We start from the raw sequence: 20,960 nt of genomic DNA, 5'->3' as shown, positions 1-20,960 counted from the left end.
TCGAGGAAGGGACCGACGCCAACCGTGGCGAGCATTTTCGTATCGGTCGCGGCCTACCGCGACCCGGAACTGGTGCCGACCGTGCTGGACTGCCTCGCGAAGGCCGACCGCCCGGACGAACTGCGCATCGTGGTCAACTGGCAGCATCTCGGCGGGGAGGACGTCGCGGCACTGTACGCCGACCCCCGGGTGACGGTGCTGGAGTTCGACGCCCGGCTCAGCCGCGGAGTGGGCTGGGCCCGGGCGCAGATCCAGCGCCACTACGTGGACTCCGACTGGTATCTGCAGGTGGACAGCCATACCCGGTTCGCCCCCGGCTGGGACACCCGACTGGTCGCGATGGCCCAGCAGACCGGGGCGGCCAAACCGATCCTGACCTGTTATCCCCCGACCTACGAACCGGCTGACGAGTTCACCGATGGCGGCGAACCCACCCTGATCTTCCTCGACGGATGGACCCACGACGGACTGCCCCGGTTCAAACACTTCCAGATAGCGGACTGGCGGCAGGCCACCGCGCCGGTCCCGGCCCGTTTCGTGGCCGCGGGATTCCTCTTCGCCCCGGGTTCGTTCGTCAGCGAGGTGCCCTACGACGGGCGTATCTATTACCAGGGGGAGGAGATAAACCTGGCCACCCGCGCCTTCACCTGGGGGTACGACCTGTTCCACCCGGTCGAGGTGCTGGCCTGGCACTACTACATCCGGGAGAATCAGGTCCGGCACTGGATGGACCACCAGGCACCGGGCGAGGATCACTGGTACGACCTGGATCGGGCCGCCCGCCGCCGGGTACGGACCCTGCTGCGGTACCCCATGGTGGGCGGCTACGGCACCGGCCCGGTCCGCCCGATGACGGCCTACCAGGAGTACGCGGGCGTCGACTTCGAACGGCGTACCGCGACGGCCGAGACGCTGGCCGGTCGGCTACCGGCCGCCTGGAAACCCACGCCGGAGCGGGAGGACGCCGACGGGCGCGGTGGGTGACCTCGGAAGCCGAGGGCCGGAGCGGCAGCCCGGCCAAGGTGCTCCTGTCCGACCCGGGCAACCCGTGGACCACGACGAGGTGATCAGCCGGGTCTGCGCCGCCGACCATGCTCCAAGAGATTGATTTCGCTCAATTGTTGGACGAGAATGTCGGGATCAGGGGCCGTCATCGCCCGTCTTCCTCGTCCGGTCGGGAGGAGGTGTCGAGCATGGAGCGCTACGAGGACCTCGAAGGAACCGCTGTGGGCCTGATCAACGCCGTCATCAACTGACGCGCCGGTCACCAACCGGGCGGGCACGGGTCGTCCCATCACCGCGTGTCCGCCCCCTCGGCACCGAACCAACGGACCGGCGCGGGAGGACAGGGGTGGCCGACCTCACCTGGCGGGATCCGGCGGCGTTGCCGCTGCGCCCGTTCATCGACCTGACCGCCGATCCCACGGTCGCGCCGTCCCTGGTCGCCGAAGCGGCCCTGTTCTGCGCCGCCCAGGCCGACCCCTGCGGTTGGCTGCCCGCCCACGCGGTCCCCGCCGACCTGCGTCGCACGATGTGCCGCGCCGGCCTGCTCGACGCCACGGACCCGCTCGTCGCGCCACCCGGGGTGGCGGAGCGGCTCGCCAGCGGAGACCACGCCGGTCTGCTGTGGGCGGCCCGACTGATGCGTGCGCTGGGCCGCTGGGACGATGCCGCGCAACTGCTGCGGCGCATCGGAGCTGACGCGCCACCCCCGGTGTACGCCTGGCGTGCTCTCCTGCTCACCGAGGACGGCCGGCAACCACCTCCCCCGGTGCCGCCCGAGGTGGCGGGCCTGCCGGTCCGGCTCACCACCGCACTCGCCCACGCCCGGTCCGCCGGGACGGCCGGCCAGCCGGCCGGGAAGGCGCTCACCGTGGCGGAGTCCCTGGCCGCCGGTCTCGCCGGCGAACGGTTCGGGGTGATCGCCCGGGCCCGGATCCTCGCCGTGCGGCTGGGCTGCCCGGGTGAGCCGGGGCCCGAGGCCGACACGGTCCGCGCCGTCGCCCACGACCTGGGCAAGGACCGGAACGACTTCCTCGCCCGCGACGCCGCGCTGGCGCTGCTGCGGGCCGCCACCCTCGCCGCCCCGAACGGGACCGCTGCCTGCTCGGCGTACGAGTTCGCGGGCGTCGCCCTCGCCCTCGATCCGACCGGCGCGGCGACCCGGCTCCTCGCGGCGGACGCGGCCCTGGCGGCGGGCGACCGGGAGGCGGCCCGCACCCACTACCGGGTGGCCGCCCGGACCGGTCTGGCGGAGCGGACCGCCGCGCTGGCCGGACTGCTCGACCTGGCCACCCCCGCCGCGCCCGGCGCGAACCGCGAGTCCACCGGCGGGTCGGCTCCGGCAGCGGACACCGGCGAACTGGTGGGGGCGCTGGCCGACCTGCTCGCCACGGATCGCCGCGCCGAACGGGACCGGTTGGCGGTGCTCGTGGCGCGGCGTCCGGCCTTGGCCGGCACGGCCTGCGCCGACGCGGTGCGGTGGGCGGTCGCGGCGCAGGGCGGTCCGGCGGCCGGGGCGCGTCCGCTTCCGCTGGAGCGCTACCGGCCGTTCCTCGACCTGAACCCGAGCGCGCTCCTCGACCCGGTCGACACCCCGCCGGTCGCGATCCACACGCCGCTGATGTCGTACGCCGCCGTGCTGGAGCGTCGTGAGCCGTGGTTCCGGGAGATCCACCCGCAGCGGGCCACGGCCGCCATGTTCCGCGACGAGATGCAGGCGACGGCGGCGGTGTACGGGTACCCCTCCGGTGCCGCCTCGGCCGACTACGCGACGTGGCTGGCGGCGTCCGACGGCTGCCCGCCCGGGGTGCGGGACCGGCTGGCCAACGTGTCGGACCTGCCGCTGCTGGACCGGGCGCTGCTGGGCCGGCTGCTGTCCGCGCTGGGCTTCCACGCCGAGGCCAAGCGGATCCTTCCCGGGCCGGACGTGCCGGTCCGCGACCCTGTGGACGCGTACGCGCTGGCCAGCTGGATCTTCGCCGAGCAGATGCTCACCACGGGGCACGCGGCCGAGTTGGAACCGCACTTCCGCACGCTGTACGACCAGCTCGGCGACGACGTCAGGTACGCCCGCACGCGGGTGGTCACCACCATCAACGCCACCGTCAACGCGGCCCGACGCCGGGAGCCCGACACCATCGCCCGGTGGCGCAAGCTCGGCGAGGAGGACCTCGCCCGGTACACCGCGCTGCCCGAGGTGTCGGAGTTCGACGCCGCGATCATGACCAGCAGATGGTTCCGGGCCATGGGGTTCCTACCGTTCCTCACCGGCGACCGTGACCTGCTGCGGGCGGACCTGGACCGGTGGCTCGGCATCGCCCGGGAGGTGACCGGACACGACGGGCACACCCGGGTCATCGCCGCCGACAACTACTTCCCGGCCGTGGAAACCGCCGTACGCACCCACACCCACCTCGGTGAACGCGACACCGCGCTGGCCCTGGTGGACGAGCTGGCACAGCGGATCGACCCGATCGACCCGAAGACCTGGCTCACCGCCGGGGAGCTGCGGTACCAGGCCGGCGACCACGGTGGCGCGCTTGAGGCGTACCTGCGGGCCGCGCACCTGCAGTTCCCGTACGGCCGGATCTCCTGGTTCAACGCCGGCCAGGTGCACGAGCAACTCGGCCGGGCGGACCTGGCCGCCGAGTGTTACCGCCTGTCGCTCGCGCACTGGCCGACCGGGGTGACGCCGCTGCGCCGGCTACGTGACCTGCACCTGCGCGGCCGGCTACCCGACGACGGGGGAGTGCTGGCGGCCTGGCTGGCGGGCCAGCCGGCGTGGTCGCAGCTGCCCGCGTTCCCGGGGTGAGCGGGGTGCGGGTGCCGCCCTACGGGGCGCAGCGCGAACTGCTGCTGCTCAGCGACACCGACCCGGCCGGCCTGCCCCGGCACAACCCGATGCCCCGGGCCTGGACACTGTGGCGCGTCCGGGGCGGGGTGGACGTGCCGCGTCTGGCCGCCGCCATGCGGGCCGTCGCCGCCGGCAACGACGTGTGGCGGGCCCGGTTCGCCGCAGGCCCCGAGCTGGTGTACGGACCCGGGCAGCCCTTCCCGGTGACCGTCGTGGACCGCTCCGGCGTGCCGGCGGACCGGCGGGCGGCGGCGGTCGGAGCGGCCCTCGGCGACGCGGTGTACGCGCCGATCGACCTGCGCCACGACCCGCTGGCCGGGGCCTGCCTGGTGCGGCTGGCCCCGGACGACCACGCGCTCGCCCTCGTGGTGGACCACGGCTTCGCCGACCACGCGACGCACACCCGGTTCGTGCGTCGCACGGCTGCGGCGTACCAGCATCCGCGGCGCACGCCGCCGCCGCTGCCGTCGTTCTTCGCGCACGCGGCCGAGGTCGCCGCCGACCCGCGGCGGGCGGCGTCCCGGGAGTTCTGGGCGGCGGCGATGAGCCGGGACGTCCCGGCGGTCGCCTTCCCCGGCGGGCGGTGGAAACCGTGGCCGGACACCACCGCCAGCGCCGCCTGGCCGCTGCGGCTCGACCGAGCAACCACCCAGGCCATCCGGTACGCCCGGGAACTCACCGGCGCGACCGGCTCCGGTCTGCTGCTGGCGGCCCTGACGTTCCTGCTGGAACTCTGGACCGAGACGGACGTCCCGGTGCTGTACGCGCGGGGCGGCCGGTGGACCCGGGAGAGCATCGAGGTTCCCGGCGCGCTGCACGAGGCGGTGGTGAGCGTACCGCCGGGCCAGCGTGCGTCCGCCTCGCTCGCCGACCGGGTCCGTGGTCTCACCGCCGCCAACGCCGCCGCCCCGCCGCTGTTCGGTCAGTGGCTCACCGACTTCGGTGGGGTCGAGGCCCTCCGGGAACGGCGTCGCCTCGTGCTCAACGTGGTGGCGGCGGAGCCCACCGTCACCCTCGGTGACGCCACGATCGGCCCGGCGGACCGGCTGCTGCGCGGCAGCGTACGCCCGCCGGAAGGCCGGCGTGGGTTCCCCGCCCACAACGCGCTGCACCTGGCGGTGACCTGGTCGGCCGAGCAGCCTGAGGTGACCGTGCACCACGACCCCGAGGTGCTGCCCGCTGCCGCGCCGTTCGGTGCCGCCCTGCTCCGGTTCCTCGCCCTGCTGGCCGAACAGCCCGACATCGCCGTCGACCGGGCCGCCGACCTGCTGCGCGCGACCTGGCTACGGGCGGCCGACGCCCCGCCCACGGCCGCGTCGACCTGACGTGACGGACCGCCGTGGCGGGCTGCTCCGGCAGCACGACTTCCGGTCCCTGTGGCTCGGGGCGGTCGCCAGCCAGTTCGGTGCCCGGATGGCCCTGGTGGCGCTGCCGCTGGTGGCGGCCGGCCCGATGCACGCCTCCGCCTGGCAGGTGGGGCTGGTCGGCACCCTGGGCACGGTGGCGTTCCTGGTGGTCGGCCTGCCCGCCGGCGCGGTCGTCGACCGGGTGCGGCAGCGGCGGTTGCTCATCGGCACCGACCTGGGGCGGGCCGTGCTCGTCGCCTCGCTGGCCGTGCCGGTGGCGTCGGGCGGGACGGCGCTCGGCCAGGTGTACGTCGTCGTCCTCGGCGTCGGGGTGCTCACCGTGTTCTTCGACGTCGCGCACCAGAGTTACCTGCCCCGGGTGGTGCGGGCCGACGAACTGGTCGAGGCTAACGCCCGGCTGAGCACCACCCTCGCGGTGGCGCAGGTCGCGGGGCCCGCGCTGGCCGGGTTGGCCGTCGACCTGGCCGGCACCCGGCCCGCCGTCGTGGCGATCGCGGTGGGGTTCGCCGGGTCCGCCGCCTACCTGGCCCGGATCCGGGCGGTCGACACGCGGCCCGTCCCCGCCGGCCGGTCCCGGCTCGCCGGGCAGATCCGCGACGGCGTGGCCTACGTGCTGCGCCACCGGGTGCTACGCCTGCTGGCGCTGGCCGGCGGCGCGTACAACATGTTCGCCCTGGTGGTGCAGACGATGGTGCCGGTGCGCCTGGTCAGCGAGCTGGGCGCGTCCCCGGCGACGGCCAGCGCGTACTTCAGCGCGGGCGGTGCCGGCGGCATCCTCGGCGCGGTCGTCGCCCGGCGGCTGGTCCGACGGCTCGGGCTGTACCGCGCGGTCTGGCTCTGCCTGCTCGTCACCGCCCCGTTCGCGCTGCTCACCCCGCTGATCGACAGCGTCGGTGGGATCTGGTTGGCGGCCGGCGGCTACCTGGTGCTGTGGGCGGGTGCGACAGCCTCCAATGTGGCCCAGGTCAGTCTGCGCCAACAGTTGTGCCCGCCCGACCTGCTCGGCCGGATGAACGCCACCATGCGGTTCCTGCTCGGCGGGGCGATGCCGGTGGGTGCGCTGGCGGGCACCGTGCTGGGGGCCGCCGCTGGTGCCCGAGTTGCCCTGTGGGTGGGTGCGGTCGGTCTGCTCCTGTCCTGCCTGCCGCTGCTGCGCCTGCGCGTCCCCGCCGACCGGCGGCCTGCATAGCGGACGTCTGCTCCCGGTCGGTGTGGATCTTGTGGGATATCCACCCTGCTACGGCCCGTCACATCAGGTTATCTGGGTGTCCGTTTCGGCGTTGGTCGGGTTGTTTGTGGTGTCAAGTTGTGACGGCTCTTTACGGGCCAGCTGAGTGATCTCTAAGGTCCCGGTGACTTCGATCGTTGATCACGGGGGCAGTTGTGCGGGGATGGGTGGGTCGTACGGTGCTGCGCGCCTTGGCGGCGTGGCGCGGTGGACGGCTGCTGTAGCCACGGCGGTGTCCATCGTGGTCATGGGCTCCGTCATGGGTACGCCGGTGGCGCGGGCGGCGTCGCCGGCAGTGGGTGAGTTGGAGGCGGACGGTGAGGCTGCCGCTATGGCCCTTGCCTACCGCTATCGCAAGCCGGTGCTGGTGACCGGGATGATGTCGCCGACGTCGACGGTGTGGGCGCAACCTGATGGGACGTTCCGGGCGCAGATGCACTCAGCGCCGGTGCGTGCCCGCACGCCGGAGGGCTGGGAGGATGTCGATCTGAGGTTGGCACGGCAGCCGGACGGCTCCGTGGGGCCGAAGGTTCATCCGTACGGATTGTGGTTGTCGGGGGCGCGGCCAGCCGGCAGCGACGGGTTGGTACGTGTTGGCGTGGGGCAGCAGCAGAGCGCCCTCGGCTGGGCCGGGGAGCTGCCGGATCCGCTGCTGGTGGACACGACGGCGACCTATCAGAACGTGAAACCGGGCGTCGATCTGGTGGTGGAGGCCCGTCCGACGGGCTTCCGGTACTCCTTCGTGGTGCATACGGCGGCGGCAGCGGCGGGGATGACGTCGGTGTCGATGCCCTGGTCGACCGGCAGTGAAGCCGCTTCCGCCCGGCTGACCGGTGCGGGATCGGTGGAGGTGTCGCAGGGCGAGATGTGGGACGCGCAGGTGTCCAGCAGTGGTGAGCCTCTGCACCGTGCGAACGTGGCTGTCGCCGCTGCTGTCATCGATGGTCAGAACAGTCTGGTGATGACGCCTGACCGGGAGTTCCTCGACAGTCCCGGCCTGGTCTTCCCGGTGACGATCGATCCGTCGGTCAACCTGAGCCCGTCGTTCGACGCGTACGTGCAGAACACCATCTCCATCACCGACAAGTCGGGCGACGACGAGCTGCGTCTGGGCTACATCGTGGATCCGAACGAAGGCTGCTCGTCGGCCTGCCTCGCACGGTCCTTCCTCAGTTTCCACAACCTCGGCGGCTACTCGGGGGCGACAGTCGTCTCGGCGGAGTTGTTCCTGTGGAACTACCACTCGTACTCCTGCACGAAGGCATCCTGGGAGACCTGGCGGGTGGATTCGGTCTCGTCATCGGTGCGTTGGGGCAACCAACCCGCCTGGCGGGAGAAGGACGGCACCTCCGACGGCACGAAGGGGTACAACTCCGGGTGCGGTGACGGCTGGGTGTCGGCGTCGGTGAAGGAGACGTTCCAGACGAGCTTCTCGGGCAATTCGGCGACGGCGAACGTGGGGCTGCGGGCGTCCAACGAGTCCAGCAACAGCGGATGGAAGAAGTTCAACTCCTCCGAGGCGTCGTCGAACCGGCCGTACGTGACGGTGGTGTACAACCGTGCCCCGAACGTGCCGACGCAGTTGGCGATCGACTCGTGCTACTCGGTCTGCAAGTCCCCGGCGGTGGTCCGATCCGGTCGGCCGACGCTGTCGGCGATCGTCTCCGACCCTGACGGTGGGACGATGCGCGCCGAGTACGAGGTGTACGACAACGCGAAGACCACCTTGAAGGCAAAGTCCGGGACCGCGGTCACCGGTGTCACCTCCGGCACGGCGAGGCCGTGGCGGGTGACGACGACGTTGCCCGACGGGACCTACCACTTCCGGGTCCGGGGTTGCGACAGCTATCAGTGTGGAAGTTACTCCGGCTGGTTCACCTTCACCGTCAACACCCAGGACCCGGCCTTGCCGACCATCGCCGGTGTCACGTATGCGGAGCAGTCGACCGGGGCGTGGAGCGGTGGTCCAGGGCAGGCGGGAACATTCACCTTCGGGCCCAACGGCGCGTCCGACGTGCAGGAGTACATCTACGACCTGAACGGCGCCAACGCGGTCACCGTGCCCGCCGGAACGGCACAGGGGCAGATCCTCACGGCCAACCAGCAGCAGGTGTCCACCGACCTGACCGGCTTCGGCGGGCACAACGCGACCCTCACCCGGGACACCGGTCGTGGCCACAACAGCGGTCAGTCGCTGAAGATCGCGCCCTTGGCGTCCGGTGGGACGGCCACCGCACCGCAGGGGGACACCTTCGCCGACCTCGGCGGTGACTTCGGTGGCCTGCGGCTGGGCATGACCGGCGGCAGGCGGTACTGGATCACTGGCTGGATCTACGTGCCGGCCGCCACCGGCCTGGGGACCAGCGGCACCTACGGCACCAGCCGGGGGCTGCGGATCGCCGCGTTCTACAAGGTCGGCTCCCTCAACGTCGAGGTGACCTCGCCGAAGGCGACCGTGGTCGACGGCTGGCAACAGTTGTCACTCGTGATGTCGGTGCCTGTCGGCGCGACCGAGGCGTTCGTCCGGCTCTACAACGGTTTCCCCTCCGGCCAAGCCAGCAAGGTCGTGTACTGGGACGACCTGTCGGTCAGGGAGGTCGTCGGCACCAGCACGACAGAGTCGATCACCCCGAGCAGGGACGGCGTGAACGTCCTGTCGGTGCAGTCCCGGAACTCGGCCGGTGCCACCTCCGATCCCCGGATCTACCAGTTCCTCGTGATGCCCACCAACGGCGAATGGGCGTGGACGTTCGACCAGGACACCGCCGCCGCGGTGTCCGCCCCGACCGGATTCACCGCCGCCTACACTCCCACCGGAGTCATACCGTCAACGACCGGTCATATCGGGGAGGGGGCGGTGTACCTGGACGGAAGCGGGTACCTCTCGACGTCCGCTCCGGTGTTGAACACAGCCGACCCCGGCGGATTCACCGTCGCCGCCTGGGTGCGGCTGACGGACCTGACCACCTCCCGTACGGCCGTGTCGCAGCTGGGTGCCGCCAACGCCATGTTCCGGCTCGGCTACCGCAACGACGTCGATCTCGACGGCGACACGATCAGCGACTCCGCCTGGTGCTTCACCGCCACGGCCGCGGACGCCGTCAACGCACCCGAAGCCACGGCCTGCACGAGTCAGTTCGTCGCGGCGGACGACTGGGTGAGTCTCGTCGGCGTCTACGACAAGCCGACCGGCACGATCCGCCTCTACGTCAACGGAACGGCACCCGACGGTGCCGAGGCGGCCACCAATATCGTGGGCGGTTGGGCTTCCACCAGCCCACTCCTGATCGGCCGGGGCAACGATCCCACCGACCGGTGGGTCGGCGACATCGACCATGTCAAGGCCGCCAGACGCGTGTGGAACTCCACCGACGTCGACAACTACCTCGACTCGTGATCCGCCCTCTGGACACTGTGCTCGCCGGCCGTACGAAGAAGGGAACCTCTGTGAGGTCGTTCGGTTCAGCCCGCTGCTCCACCGCGCGGGGCGTGCGCGCTGTCGCCGCTGCTGCCGCTGTCGTCATGGTGACGGCGCTCGCGCAGGTGCCCGGGAGCGAAGCGTCGGCGGCCTGGCGACAGCCCAGGCCGAAGGACGTCACCGGCGTGGCCGTCAAGCCGCTCAAGCACACGGTGCGCCCGTCCTGGACCGCCGGTGGGCGGGAGGTCGGCGCGGCCGGCGCGGTCACCTGGCCTGTCGGCGACGAGACGGTTGAGTTGTCACCCGCCGGTGCACGCAGTTCCGCCGCCACCAAGACCCGAGCGGGGAAGCTGCCGGTCTGGGTGTCATCCGGCGCAGTGGCGGCCCCGGCGACACAGGAGACCCCGCACCGCGAGGCCGCCCCGGTGACGCGGGCGCGGGTCGAGATCGCGAACCGGACGGTCACCGCGAAGGCGGGCGTCTCAGGACTGTTGCTGAAGGTGTCGCGGGCCGATGGTTCGTCCCAGGACGGACTCGTCACCATCGAGGTCGACTACTCCCGGTTCGCTGCGGCGTACGGCGGGGACTGGGCCTCCCGGCTGCGCCTGACGCGGGTGGCCGACGGAAGATCCCTGAACAGCCGCAACAACCTGAAGACCCGCACCGTGACGGCGGCAGTGCCCGTTCCCGGGAGCGGATCGGCGAGCCTGGTCGCCCTCGCCGGCGGCGCCTCCGGCGACAACGGGGACTACTCGGCCACCAGCCTGTCGCCTGCGGCTACCTGGCAGGTGTCGGCGCAGACCGGTGCCTTCTCCTGGTCGTACGCCCTCAACGATCCGCCGGCGGTGGGTGGCCCCGAGCCCGGTCTGAACATGTCCTACTCCTCGGGAGCGGTGGACGGCCTGTCGGCGAGCACCAACACCCAGGGCTCGTGGGTGGGGGACGGTTGGAACCTGTGGCCCGGGTTCATCGAACGCAAGTACAAGGCGTGCGCGGACGATAAGGACGCCATGCGGGGTGGGGAGCCCAACAACAAGACCGTCTACGGCGGTGACCAGTGCTGGTACAAGCCGGAGGGCAACGCCACCATTTCGCTCAACGGCAGCGCCGTGGAGTTGGCGAAGTCGTCCGGCAACACCTGGAAGGGTGTCTCCGACGACGGCACGAAGATCGAGTTGCTGACGGACACCAGCCTCGGCAACGGTGACGCCGACGGCGAGTACTGGAAGGCCACCAAGCCCGACGGCACCCAGTACTACTTCGGCCGTAACTACGGCCCCGGCGGCTCCTCGGGCGGCACCGCCACCAAGTCCACGTGGACGCTGCCGGTGTACGGCAACCACCCCGACGAACTCGGTTACACCGCAGGTGACTTCGCCGCCTCCCGCACCACCCAGGCCTGGCGGTGGAACCTCGACTACGTCGTCGACCGGCGCGGCAACACCATGACCTACTTCTACGACCGGGAGGACGGCGCCTACGGCCGGGAGGGCGACAAGGACAAGCGCACCACCTACCACCGGGCCGGTTGGCTGACCCGCATCGAGTACGGCAACCGCAGCACCGCGGCCGCCACCGTCCGTCCCGCCGCGCGCATCGTCTTCGACACCGCCGACCGGTGTGCCAGCAACTGCTGGAACGACGGTGACCCGGTCAAGGCGTCCTGGCCGGACACCCCGTGGGACCAGTACTGCAAGACCGCCCCCTGCACCGACCAGTTGTCGCCCACGTTCTGGACGGCGAAGCGCCTGGCCACCGTCCGCGCCCAGGTCTACTCCGGCACCGGCGACACCTACCAGGACGTCACCACCTGGACGTTGCGGCACACCTACCTGCAGGCCGGCGACAACGAAGGCAAGCCGATGTGGCTCGCCGGGGTGACCCGCACCGGGAAGGTCACCACCGCCGGAGGCGCCGAGGCCAGCGACCCCGAGATCGTCTTCGACCCGGGCACCGAACCCCTTCCCAACCGGGTCGACGCGATGGCCGACGGCCGGTCCAACCTGTTCCGCTCACGCATCAACACCATCACCACCGAAACCGGCGCACAGATCGCGGTCAGCTACTCCGCACCGGAGTGCGTCCGCAACGCCCTGCCGACGGCGCACAGCAATACGAAACGCTGCTACCCGCAGTACTACGGCCCGAAGGGTGAGGAACCGACCCTCGACTGGTTCCACAAGTACCGTGTCGACCGCATCGACGTGTACGACAACACCGGCGGCTTCGCCCACCAGCAGACCAACTACGACTACCTCGACACCCCGGCCTGGCACTACGACGATTCCGAACTGGTCGACGAGAAGAAGCGCACCTGGGGCGAGTTCCGCGGCTACGGCAAGGTCCGGGTCCGCACCGGCCTCGAATCCGGCGTCCAGACCGCCACGGAGTTCCTCTACTTCCGCGGCATGGACGAGGACAAGCAACCCGCCTCGGCAGGGGAGAAGCCACCCACCGGCTCCCGTGACGTGTGGATCACCGACTCGCAGAACGTCCGCGTCGAGGACCACGAGGCGTACGCGGGCATGATCCGTGAGGAGACCACCCTGCTCGGTGCCGGCGGCGGTTGGATCTCCGGGACGATCACCACCCCGTCGAGGCAGGGCCCCACCGCGACCTTCGGCAACCTCAAGGCCTGGATGGTCAACAGCGAGACCGTCCGCAACCGGACCAAGCTCGCCAACGGCACCACCCGCTGGACCAAGACCGTGACCACGGTCAACAGTGACAACCTGCCCACCTCCATCGACGACCAGGGCGACGAGAGCACCACCACCGACGACACCTGCACCCGCACCTGGTACGCCCGGAACCCGAGCCTCTGGCTTCTGAACCTGCCGAAGAAGACGGAGATGGTGGGCGTCGCCTGCGCCGCCACCGCCACCCTTCCGGCCGATCTGTTGTCCGCGTTCCGCACCACCTACGACGCCGCCGACAACAACTGGGACACCTACCTCCCCGTCGCCGGCAACGTCGCCAAGGTGGAGGAGATCGACGCCTGGAACGGCACCACCCCGACCTGGATCACCACCGGCACGTACAAGTACGACGCCGTCGGACGGGTCCGCGAAAGCACCGACGCCCTCGGCCGACTGACCAAGATCGGCATCACGCCGGACGTCACCGGACCGGTCACCGCCATCACGACGACCAACCCGCTCAACCAGAGCAGCACCACCACCTACTCAACCGCCTGGCAGAAGCCCGTCACCGTCACCGACGCCAACGGCATCCGCACCGACCTCACCTACGACGGGCTGGGACGTCTGCTCAAGGCGTGGCTCCCCGGCCGCACCAAGGCCGCCAACCCCACCGCGCCCAGCGTCGAGCACATCTACCAAGTGCGGAACACCGCCGCGACGGCCGTCACCACCAAGACCCTGCTGCCGTCGAACACCACCTACAACACCTCCATCACCCTCTATGACGGGCTGCTGCGCCCCCGGCAGGTGCAGCAGCAGACCCTCGGCGGCGGACGGGTCCTCACCGACACCGTCTACGACTCCCGCGGACTGCTCGACTGGTCCACCGCCCCCTACTACGACAAGACCAACACCCCACCGAACACCACCGTCTACGGCGGCGCCGGCACCCCGGCCGTCCCCGCGCTGACCCAGAACGTCTACGACGGCGCCGGACGCCTCACCGACGCCATCTTCAAGGTCGGCGTCAACGAGACCCTCAACGAGAAGTGGCGCACCACCACCAGGTACGAGGGTGAGAAGACCACGGTCATCCCACCCAAGGGCGCTATCGCCACCACCACGATCACCGACGCCCGCGGGAGAGCCGTCACCCTGCGGCAGTACAAGGACCGCGCCAACGCCGGCAGCGACACCGCCACCACTTTCGACGCCTCCCAGTACCGCTACACCGACCGTGGTGAGATCGCCTCACTGACGGACCCGGCCGGCAACGTCTGGCGGTACGAGTACGACCAGCGCGGTCGCAAGAAGCGCGACGAGGACCCCGACCGTGGCGTCACCACCTTCACCTACGACGACGCCAGCCAGCTCATCAGCACCACCGACAGCCGCACCAAGACCCTCGTCTACGGCTACGACAACCTCGGGCGCAAGACGAGCCTCCGCGAGAACACCACCACCGGCCCCCTGCGCGCTGAGTGGACCTACGACACCCTGACCAACGGCATCGGGCACCTCACCAGCAGCACGCGCTACGAACCGGCCGGCACCACCAACGCCTACGTCACCGAGACCACCCAACTCGACGGCGCGGGCCGACCGACCGAGAACCGCCTCACCATTCCGGCCGCCGACAGCGGCCTGTGCCAGTCCGGCACCCTGACCCCGTGCACCTACACCTGGACCAGTACCTACCGCGACAACGGCACCGTGGCCACCGCCGAGCAACCCGCCGCCGCCGGCCTGCCCAAGGAGAAGCTCAGCTACCTCTACAACGAGGTCGGCCTGCTCCAGGGCATCCTGGGTGGGGGGCAGATCTACCTCTACGACACGGTCTACAACAAACTCGGCCAGCTCACCCAGCAGATCAGTGGCCCGTACGGCAAGCGGACCTGGACCACCAACATCATCGACGAGAACACCGGCCGTACCACCAACACCAACGCCATCCCCGAACTCAGGTCGGACGTGTTCAACTTCGGCTACGAGTACGACAACGCCGGCAATGTCGAGAAGATCGCCGACCGGCCTGCCGGCGGCACCGCCGACACCCAGTGCTACAGCTACGACGGACTGCGCCGTCTGGAAAACGCGTGGACGCCCGCCAACGGCGACTGCGCGGTCAGCCAACGCCTGAACACCAACCTCGGCGGCCCCTCACCGTACTGGCACGCCTATACCTACTACCCCGGCACGGACAACCGGCACACCGAATGGATATCCAAGACCACGCAGCTCGGCCCCACCGCCAAGACCTCCATCCGCACCTACGCCTATCTCGGCCAGCCCGGGGTGTCCGGTAGCCACCCCCACGCGGTGAACACGGTCAAGACCAGCGTCGAACTGACCGGCACCACGGTCAAGACCGAGACCTTCGGCTACGACGAGACGGGCAACACCAGTTCCCGGCTCGGCCCCAACGGCACCCAGACCCTCACCTGGGACCACGAGGGAAAGCTCTTCGCCTCCGCCGACAACGCCGGCACCACCAGCTACGTCCACGACGCCGACGGCAATCGCCTCATCCGCCGTGACCCCGCTGGTGCCACCCTCTACCTCCCCGGCGGCACCGAGGTCCGTAAACCCACCAGCAGCCCCGCCACCGCGACCCGCTACTACACCGGCGCGCAGGGTGTCATCGCCGTTCGTACCTCCGCCGGCAGTCTCGACTGGCTCGTCAGTGACCACCACGGCACCGCCGAAGCGGCCATCAGCAACACCGACCTCAGCGCCACCCGCCGTCGCAGCACACCCTTCGGTTCTCCTCGCGGCACCACGCCGTCCACCTGGCCGGTCGCCATGGACAAGGGCTTCCTCGGCGGCACGGTCGACGACACCGGGCTCACCCATCTCGGTGCCCGAGAATACGACCCACAAATCGGGAAGTTCATCTCCGTGGACCCCGTCATGGACCACGGCGATCCGCAGCAGTGGAACGGCTACGCGTACTCCCACAACAACCCCGCCACCTTCAGCGACCCTACCGGGCTCATCGACGCCGACTGCGCCGTGATCGCTGGCGGCTGCCCCGACTACCACCCCGGAAACGAGCCGGCCAACCAGCAGGTGAAGGGGTCCGGCGGTAACCCGTGCTGGCCAGCGAAGTGCAGCCCTCAGGGCAACGGCGGTCAGGATCCGTTCAACCCGAAAACCTGGACCGAGCAGATGCCCGACGGCCGTAAGGTGCCGAGCAAGGGTTACGTAACGCTCCAGGTCTGGGCGCAGCTTCTGTACGGTGCCAACGGCACGGGTACGCACGTGTCGAACCTGAACGCCATGGAACTCGACAGGGCCCGGCGTGACGTCTTCTGCTACAACTTCTCCGAAATCTGCAAGAAGGAGCTCGACGACTCCATCGCCGCGCAGAACAAGTTCCTGGGCGACCTGCTCGGCATCACCGACGCCGTCGACTGTGTCCACGGCAGTGTCTCCGCCTGCGCCTGGACCGTCATCGGGTTCGTGCCGATCGGAAAACTCAAGGCGGCCGGCACCATTGGTAAGGCGCTCTACAAATCCGGAAAGACGCTCTGCAGCTTCGGTGGCGAGACGCAGGTCCTCATGGCCGACGGATCGTCCAAGCCCATCAGCGACGTGCGGGTGGGAGACAAGGTCCTGGCCACCGATCCAGAAACGGGCGAAACGAGTGCGCGACCGGTTACCCATACCTGGATCCATGAAGATGGACTGCGTGAGCTGAAAGTCGGCGGATCGACGGTCGCCACGACTGAGGACCACCCCTTCTGGGTCGCCTCAGAGAAGCGCTGGCTCGGCGCTGGCAAGATCAAAATGGGTCAGAAGCTGTCCTCGACGGAGGGTCGCGAAGTCGCAAGCGACGGGGTTGCGGCAGCTCCAATGCGTCTCGACATCGCCTACAACCTCACCGTAGGTGAGATAGACACGTACTATGTCTTCGCCGGCAATACTCCGATCTTGGTGCACAACTGCGGTGAAACGATCAAAGCCGGAGATCTCGAAGGTCTGTTTACTCCCGGTCAGTTGACTCGCGACCCCGCCTCGCAGTGGTATCACGAGATGCTTGAAAATGACGACCTTCTGGGTGGAATTAACAGTGCTGAACATGGTGACGGGATCTTGGTGTCGAGAGACGGGCTCATTCTCGGCGGACATCACAGGTTGGATGAGGTGATCAGGCGTGTGAAAGACGGCCGCTTGGATCCCGACACGCCGATTACGATCCAACGCCACCCATGCTCATGCGACTGAATCGGATTAGGATATTAGGAATTTTGCATAGCTGATTTCCCGAACGCATCGTCGAGATTTTTGGTGAGAGGATTTGTAAGTCTGATGTCGATGGTGAGACAACAAGACCCGGATTTTCGCGTGTGCTGCGTCAGCTTCGATTCATTGCTGGAGATGCAGCGGGACGCGGAGGGTAGGGGATTCGCCGCTAGGTGGACGTCGCTCGATGCTCTTCGTGCTCAGGTGAAGGAGGCGAACGTCCTGGTTTCACCACTTATGCGGGAGTTTAGGGGTGGTCAGATCCGTGCTTACCGATGTGCCGTCCTTTTCTCTATGGTTGGTGGAGGGGGTGGGGGAGGATTGACGACTATCGATATTGCTCCAGAGAAGTTCGATTTATTGGCGCGGTTGGATAGGGATCCGGATGTGAGAGAGGCTCTGGCAAGCGTGTTCACACTCGCTCTGGGCGGAATTTCTGCCGTATCCAAGAACTAAAGGATGTCTGGTAACTCCGTCGGTGGTCCATGGTGGATCATGTCCGGGTGCAGGTGATCAGTGCGGCTCGCCCGGAGCGGATCGTCCCGTTCACCGGGCTGCAGCCCGCCCAGTTCCGCAGACTGGTCAGGCTGGTCGCCGAGCGTGGCGGAGAAGCCATCGCTGACGGCCGGCCGGGCCGGCAGTGGCTTCTCGACCTCGCCGACCGAGTGCTGCTGGTAGCCGCGTACTGGCGCACGAACCTGACGATGCGGCAAATCGGCCCCCTGCTCGGGGTGTCGCACTCCGCCGTGCACCGGGTCATCGACACCCTCGGCTCCCTGCTCGCCCTCACCCCAGGGGGCGCCGTTCCACTTCCTCGATGGCGTCAGGGCTGCCGTGGCCAAGGTGCAGGAGCTGCGGGTGACCGTGTTGTTGAAGTCGCCGCTGTGACGTCGAGGGCCAGGTGTTGGCCGCGGCCCTGTTCGACCCGCGTCGCCGTCCCGGCTGGATCTTTCACGCGGTCGTGCCCGGTCGTGGTGCGGCACGTACGTGGGCGCGTTCGCCCTGTCTGCCGACGAGGCTCAGGAACTCGACGGGCCCGGAACTGGTCGCGCCGAACCAGTGCGGGGTGCGGGTGTCGAACTCGGCGGCCTCCCCGGCGTGCAGGATGAGGTCGTCGTCGCCGAGGACCAGGCGCAGGGTGCCGTTGAGGACGTAGACCCAGTCGTACCCCTCGTGGGTGCGCAGGTCGGGCACGCGGTCGTCGTCGCCCGCCGGCAGGACGAACTTGTAGGCCTGAATGCCGCCGGGCCGGCGGGTCAGCGGCAGGATGGTCACGCCGTCGGCGGCGGCGATGGGCCGCAGGTTGATCCGGGGGTCACCGGTCAGGGGCGCGTCCACGAGTTCGTCGATGGTGACGCTGTGGGCGCGGGCGAGCGGGAGCAGCTGTTCGAGGGTGGGGCGTCGTAGACCCGCTTCGAGCCGGGACAGGGTGCTGGCGGAGATGCCGGTTTCCTCGGCGAGGTCGGTGAGGGTGATGTTGCGGCGTAGCCGCAGCTGCTTCAACCGGGGGCCGACCGCGTCGAGGGTGCGGTTCACGTTCTCGTCCACCCGGCCATTTTGCCATTCGGCAAGAATCTTTGCGGGTTCTCCCCGGTGGTCGCAGGATCGCCCCATGGTTAGCGAAGACGGGGAAAGGACAGGTCGGATGGCTGCACCGAAGGAGATCGTCGCGGTCACGGGGGCCGTCCGATGACGCACAGCTTCGACCGGGACTACTGGCAACGCCACTGGCAGCCCACCGCCGGGCACGGGCCCGGCTCGATGGCCGGCAACCCGCCGAACCCGTACCTCGCCCGGGAAACCGCCGGCCTGACCCCGGGCACCGCGCTGGACGCCGGGTGCGGTGCCGGCGCGGAGGCGATCTGGCTCGCTACCCGTGGCTGGCGGGTCACCGCCGTCGACATCGCCGCCGAGGCGCTGACCCGGGCCGCCGACCGCGCGAGCGCCGCCGGGCTGACCGGACCGCCGATCCGGTGGGTGCAGGCGGACCTGACCGACTGGGAGCCGGGCGTCGGCTTCGACCTGGTCGCCACGCACTACGCGCACCCCGCGATGCCGCACCTCGCGTTCTACCAGCGCATCGGCGGATGGGTGGCGGCCGGCGGCACCCTACTGATCGTCGGCCACCTGCACACGCCGCACTCCGGCGGCCACGGGCAAGCGCCGCACTCCGGCGGCCACGGGCACACGCCGCACTCCGGCGGCCACGGGCACCACCATCCCGCCGAGGCGACGGTCACCCTCGCCGACATCACCGCCGGCCTGGACGTGGCCGCGTGGGAGATCCGCACCGCCGAGGAACACCACCGGGCCATCCCCGGCCCCGGCGGACACCCGGCCATCCTGCACGACGTCGTCGTACGCGCCACCCGCCGCCCCTGACCCACCGTCGCCGCGACGCCGGGACCGAGGTCCACCCCCGGCGTCGTACCGAACTGCGCCCTCGAAAGGAAACCCACGCATGTCCTCGCCCGACAGCTCGTCCCACCTGAGCGGCCCCGACGCGACGGTCCACGACCCGCGTCGACGCCGTGCGATCCTGCTCGCGGTGTGTGTCGCCCTGATGGCGGTCATCGCCTCCGTCTCCGGGCTCAACGTCGCCCAGCCGCAGGTCGCCGTCGAGTTCGACGCGTCGCAGAGCACCGTCCTGTGGATGATCAACATCTACACCCTCAGCCTGGCCGCGCTGCTGCTCCCGCTCGGCGCGCTCGGTGACCGGGTGGGCCGCAAACCGGTCCTGCTCGCCGGCCTGGCCCTGTTCGGCGTGGCCAGCGCGGCGGCCGGCCTGGCCAACTCCGCCACGATGATGATCGCCGCCCGGCTGCTCGCCGGCGTCGGCGCTGCGATGATCATGCCGGTCACGCTCGCCGTCATCACCTCCACCTTCCCCGACGGGGACCGTTCCAAGGCCATCGGCATCTGGACCGGTGTCGCCGGTGGCGGCGGCATCCTCGGCATGTACCTGTCCGCGGTGCTCGTCGACTGGGCGAACTGGCGGTGGCTGTTCCTGCTGCCTGTCGTCCTTGTCGCCGCAGCCGCCGTTCTGGCCCTGCGCGCCGTCCCGAACTCCCGCGAGAAGGCGCGGCACCGCTTCGACGTCACCGGGTCGCTGACGTCGGTGATCGCCGTGACCGCCCTCATCTACGTCCTGCACGAAGGCCCGGTGCACGGCTGGACCGCGCCGGTGACCATGGTCAGCCTGCTCGTCGGTGCCGTCGCCGCCGTCGGGTTCGTGGGGTGGGAACTACGCCACCCGGCACCCCTGCTCGACGTCCGCCTGTTCGGTGACCGACGCCTCGCCAGCGGTTCGCTGGCCCTGCTGACGCTCTTCGGCGTCCAGGCGGGCATCTTCGTCGTCCTGTTCCCCTACTTCCAGGCCGTCCTCGGCTGGTCCGGCCTACGCGCCACCCTCGCGCTCATGCCCATGGCGGCGATGATGATGCTGTCATCAGGCCTCGCCCCGCGGGTGGCCGCCCGCGCCGGAGCCCGCGCGACCATGGCCACCGGCATCGTGCTCGGCGGTGCGGGCCTGGCCTTGATGGCCACCCTCGTCTCCGTCGACGGCGGCTACCTGGCGATCCTGCCCGGCATGCTCGCCATGGGACTCGGGATGGGCCTCACCCAGACCCCCTCCACCGAGGCCATCACCTCCGCCCTGCCCCGGGAACGGCAGGGTGTCGCGTCCGCCCTCAACGACGTCACCCGGGAGTTCGGGACCGCGCTCGGCGTCGCACTGCTCGGCGCGGTCCTGACCGCCGGCTACCGCAGTGCCGTCGACACCCACCTCGACACGGTCCCCGCCGGCACCGCCGAAGCCGCCCGCGAGGGCATCGCCACCGCCATCGCCACCGCCGACACGGCCGGTGCCCAGGCGCCCGCACTGGTCCGCGCCGCCCAGGAGTCCTTCGTGGACGGCTGGCAGCAGGCCATGTGGGTGGGGACCGCCGTGATGGCGGTCCTGCTCGGATACGTCCTGGCCCGGGGCCCGCGACGGACCGCGCCCGGAACACCGGTGACCGTGCCGACGTCGCCGGGCGACGTCACCGTCGGATGACAACGGCCTGACACGGCCGGCCGGTCGTCCACGCGGCGGTGCAGGTCCGGGGCCGGTCACCACCCGGGAACCACCGGTGTACGCGGATCGCGGCGGCGGTGAACGCCACCGTCGGACCCGACGTGCCCCCGCTGCCGGACCGGCAGCGGG

Annotated in this window: 9 protein-coding genes and 1 pseudogene; 9 read left to right on the top strand and 1 reads right to left on the bottom strand. The window is 70.1% G+C overall.

Annotated features, from left to right (window positions below; genetic code table 11):
• Positions 1 to 24 precede the first annotated feature (24 nt).
• From ACWCHM_RS15830 to ACWCHM_RS15800, 7 genes and pseudogenes are all read left to right on the top strand, one after another.
• A complete protein-coding gene (locus ACWCHM_RS15830) occupies positions 25 to 984 on the top strand; it encodes a GlcNAc-transferase family protein (RefSeq protein ID WP_454222947.1) in 960 nt (319 codons plus the stop codon).
• A 367-nt stretch (positions 985 to 1,351) separates the two neighbouring features.
• Entirely contained in the window at positions 1,352 to 3,814 is a 2,463-nt protein-coding gene (locus ACWCHM_RS15825) for a hypothetical protein (protein ID WP_454222946.1), read from the top strand.
• A 5-nt stretch (positions 3,815 to 3,819) separates the two neighbouring features.
• Entirely contained in the window at positions 3,820 to 5,181 is a 1,362-nt protein-coding gene (locus tag ACWCHM_RS15820) for a condensation domain-containing protein (RefSeq protein WP_454222944.1), read from the top strand.
• Between the two features lies 1 nt (position 5,182).
• Entirely contained in the window at positions 5,183 to 6,412 is a 1,230-nt protein-coding gene (locus ACWCHM_RS15815; protein WP_454222943.1) for an MFS transporter, read from the top strand.
• A gap of 637 nt (positions 6,413 to 7,049) precedes the next feature.
• Positions 7,050 to 9,848: a LamG-like jellyroll fold domain-containing protein gene (locus ACWCHM_RS15810; RefSeq protein WP_454222942.1), complete on the top strand. Its 2,799-nt coding sequence runs from the start codon at positions 7,050 to 7,052 to the stop codon at positions 9,846 to 9,848.
• A gap of 92 nt (positions 9,849 to 9,940) precedes the next feature.
• Positions 9,941 to 16,738, top strand: a complete 6,798-nt coding sequence (locus tag ACWCHM_RS15805; RefSeq protein ID WP_454222941.1) for an RHS repeat-associated core domain-containing protein — start codon at positions 9,941 to 9,943, stop codon at positions 16,736 to 16,738.
• A 521-nt stretch (positions 16,739 to 17,259) separates the two neighbouring features.
• A pseudogene (locus tag ACWCHM_RS15800) lies at positions 17,260 to 17,550 on the top strand (helix-turn-helix domain-containing protein); the annotation flags it as partial.
• 157 nt (positions 17,551 to 17,707) lie between these two features.
• On the opposite strand, the gene ACWCHM_RS15795 reads toward ACWCHM_RS15800, so the two are convergent.
• Positions 17,708 to 18,304 carry a helix-turn-helix domain-containing protein gene (locus ACWCHM_RS15795; RefSeq protein ID WP_454222939.1) on the bottom strand — a complete coding sequence of 199 codons (597 nt, stop codon included), beginning with the start codon at positions 18,302 to 18,304 and terminating at the stop codon, positions 17,708 to 17,710.
• A 141-nt stretch (positions 18,305 to 18,445) separates the two neighbouring features.
• On the opposite strand from ACWCHM_RS15795, the gene ACWCHM_RS15790 reads away from it, so the two are divergent.
• Both ACWCHM_RS15790 and ACWCHM_RS15785 read left to right on the top strand, forming a co-directional pair.
• Positions 18,446 to 19,138 (top strand): class I SAM-dependent methyltransferase, encoded by a 693-nt coding sequence (locus tag ACWCHM_RS15790; RefSeq protein WP_454222937.1) that lies wholly within the window; start codon positions 18,446 to 18,448, stop codon positions 19,136 to 19,138.
• Between the two features lie 79 nt (positions 19,139 to 19,217).
• Positions 19,218 to 20,810: an MFS transporter gene (locus tag ACWCHM_RS15785; protein WP_454222936.1), complete on the top strand. Its 1,593-nt coding sequence runs from the start codon at positions 19,218 to 19,220 to the stop codon at positions 20,808 to 20,810.
• The last annotated feature ends 150 nt before the right edge of the window (positions 20,811 to 20,960 follow it).

It is taken from the genome of Micromonospora sp. SCSIO 07396 (assembly GCF_053667945.1).
This window is presented reverse-complemented; position numbering and strand designations above follow the sequence as displayed.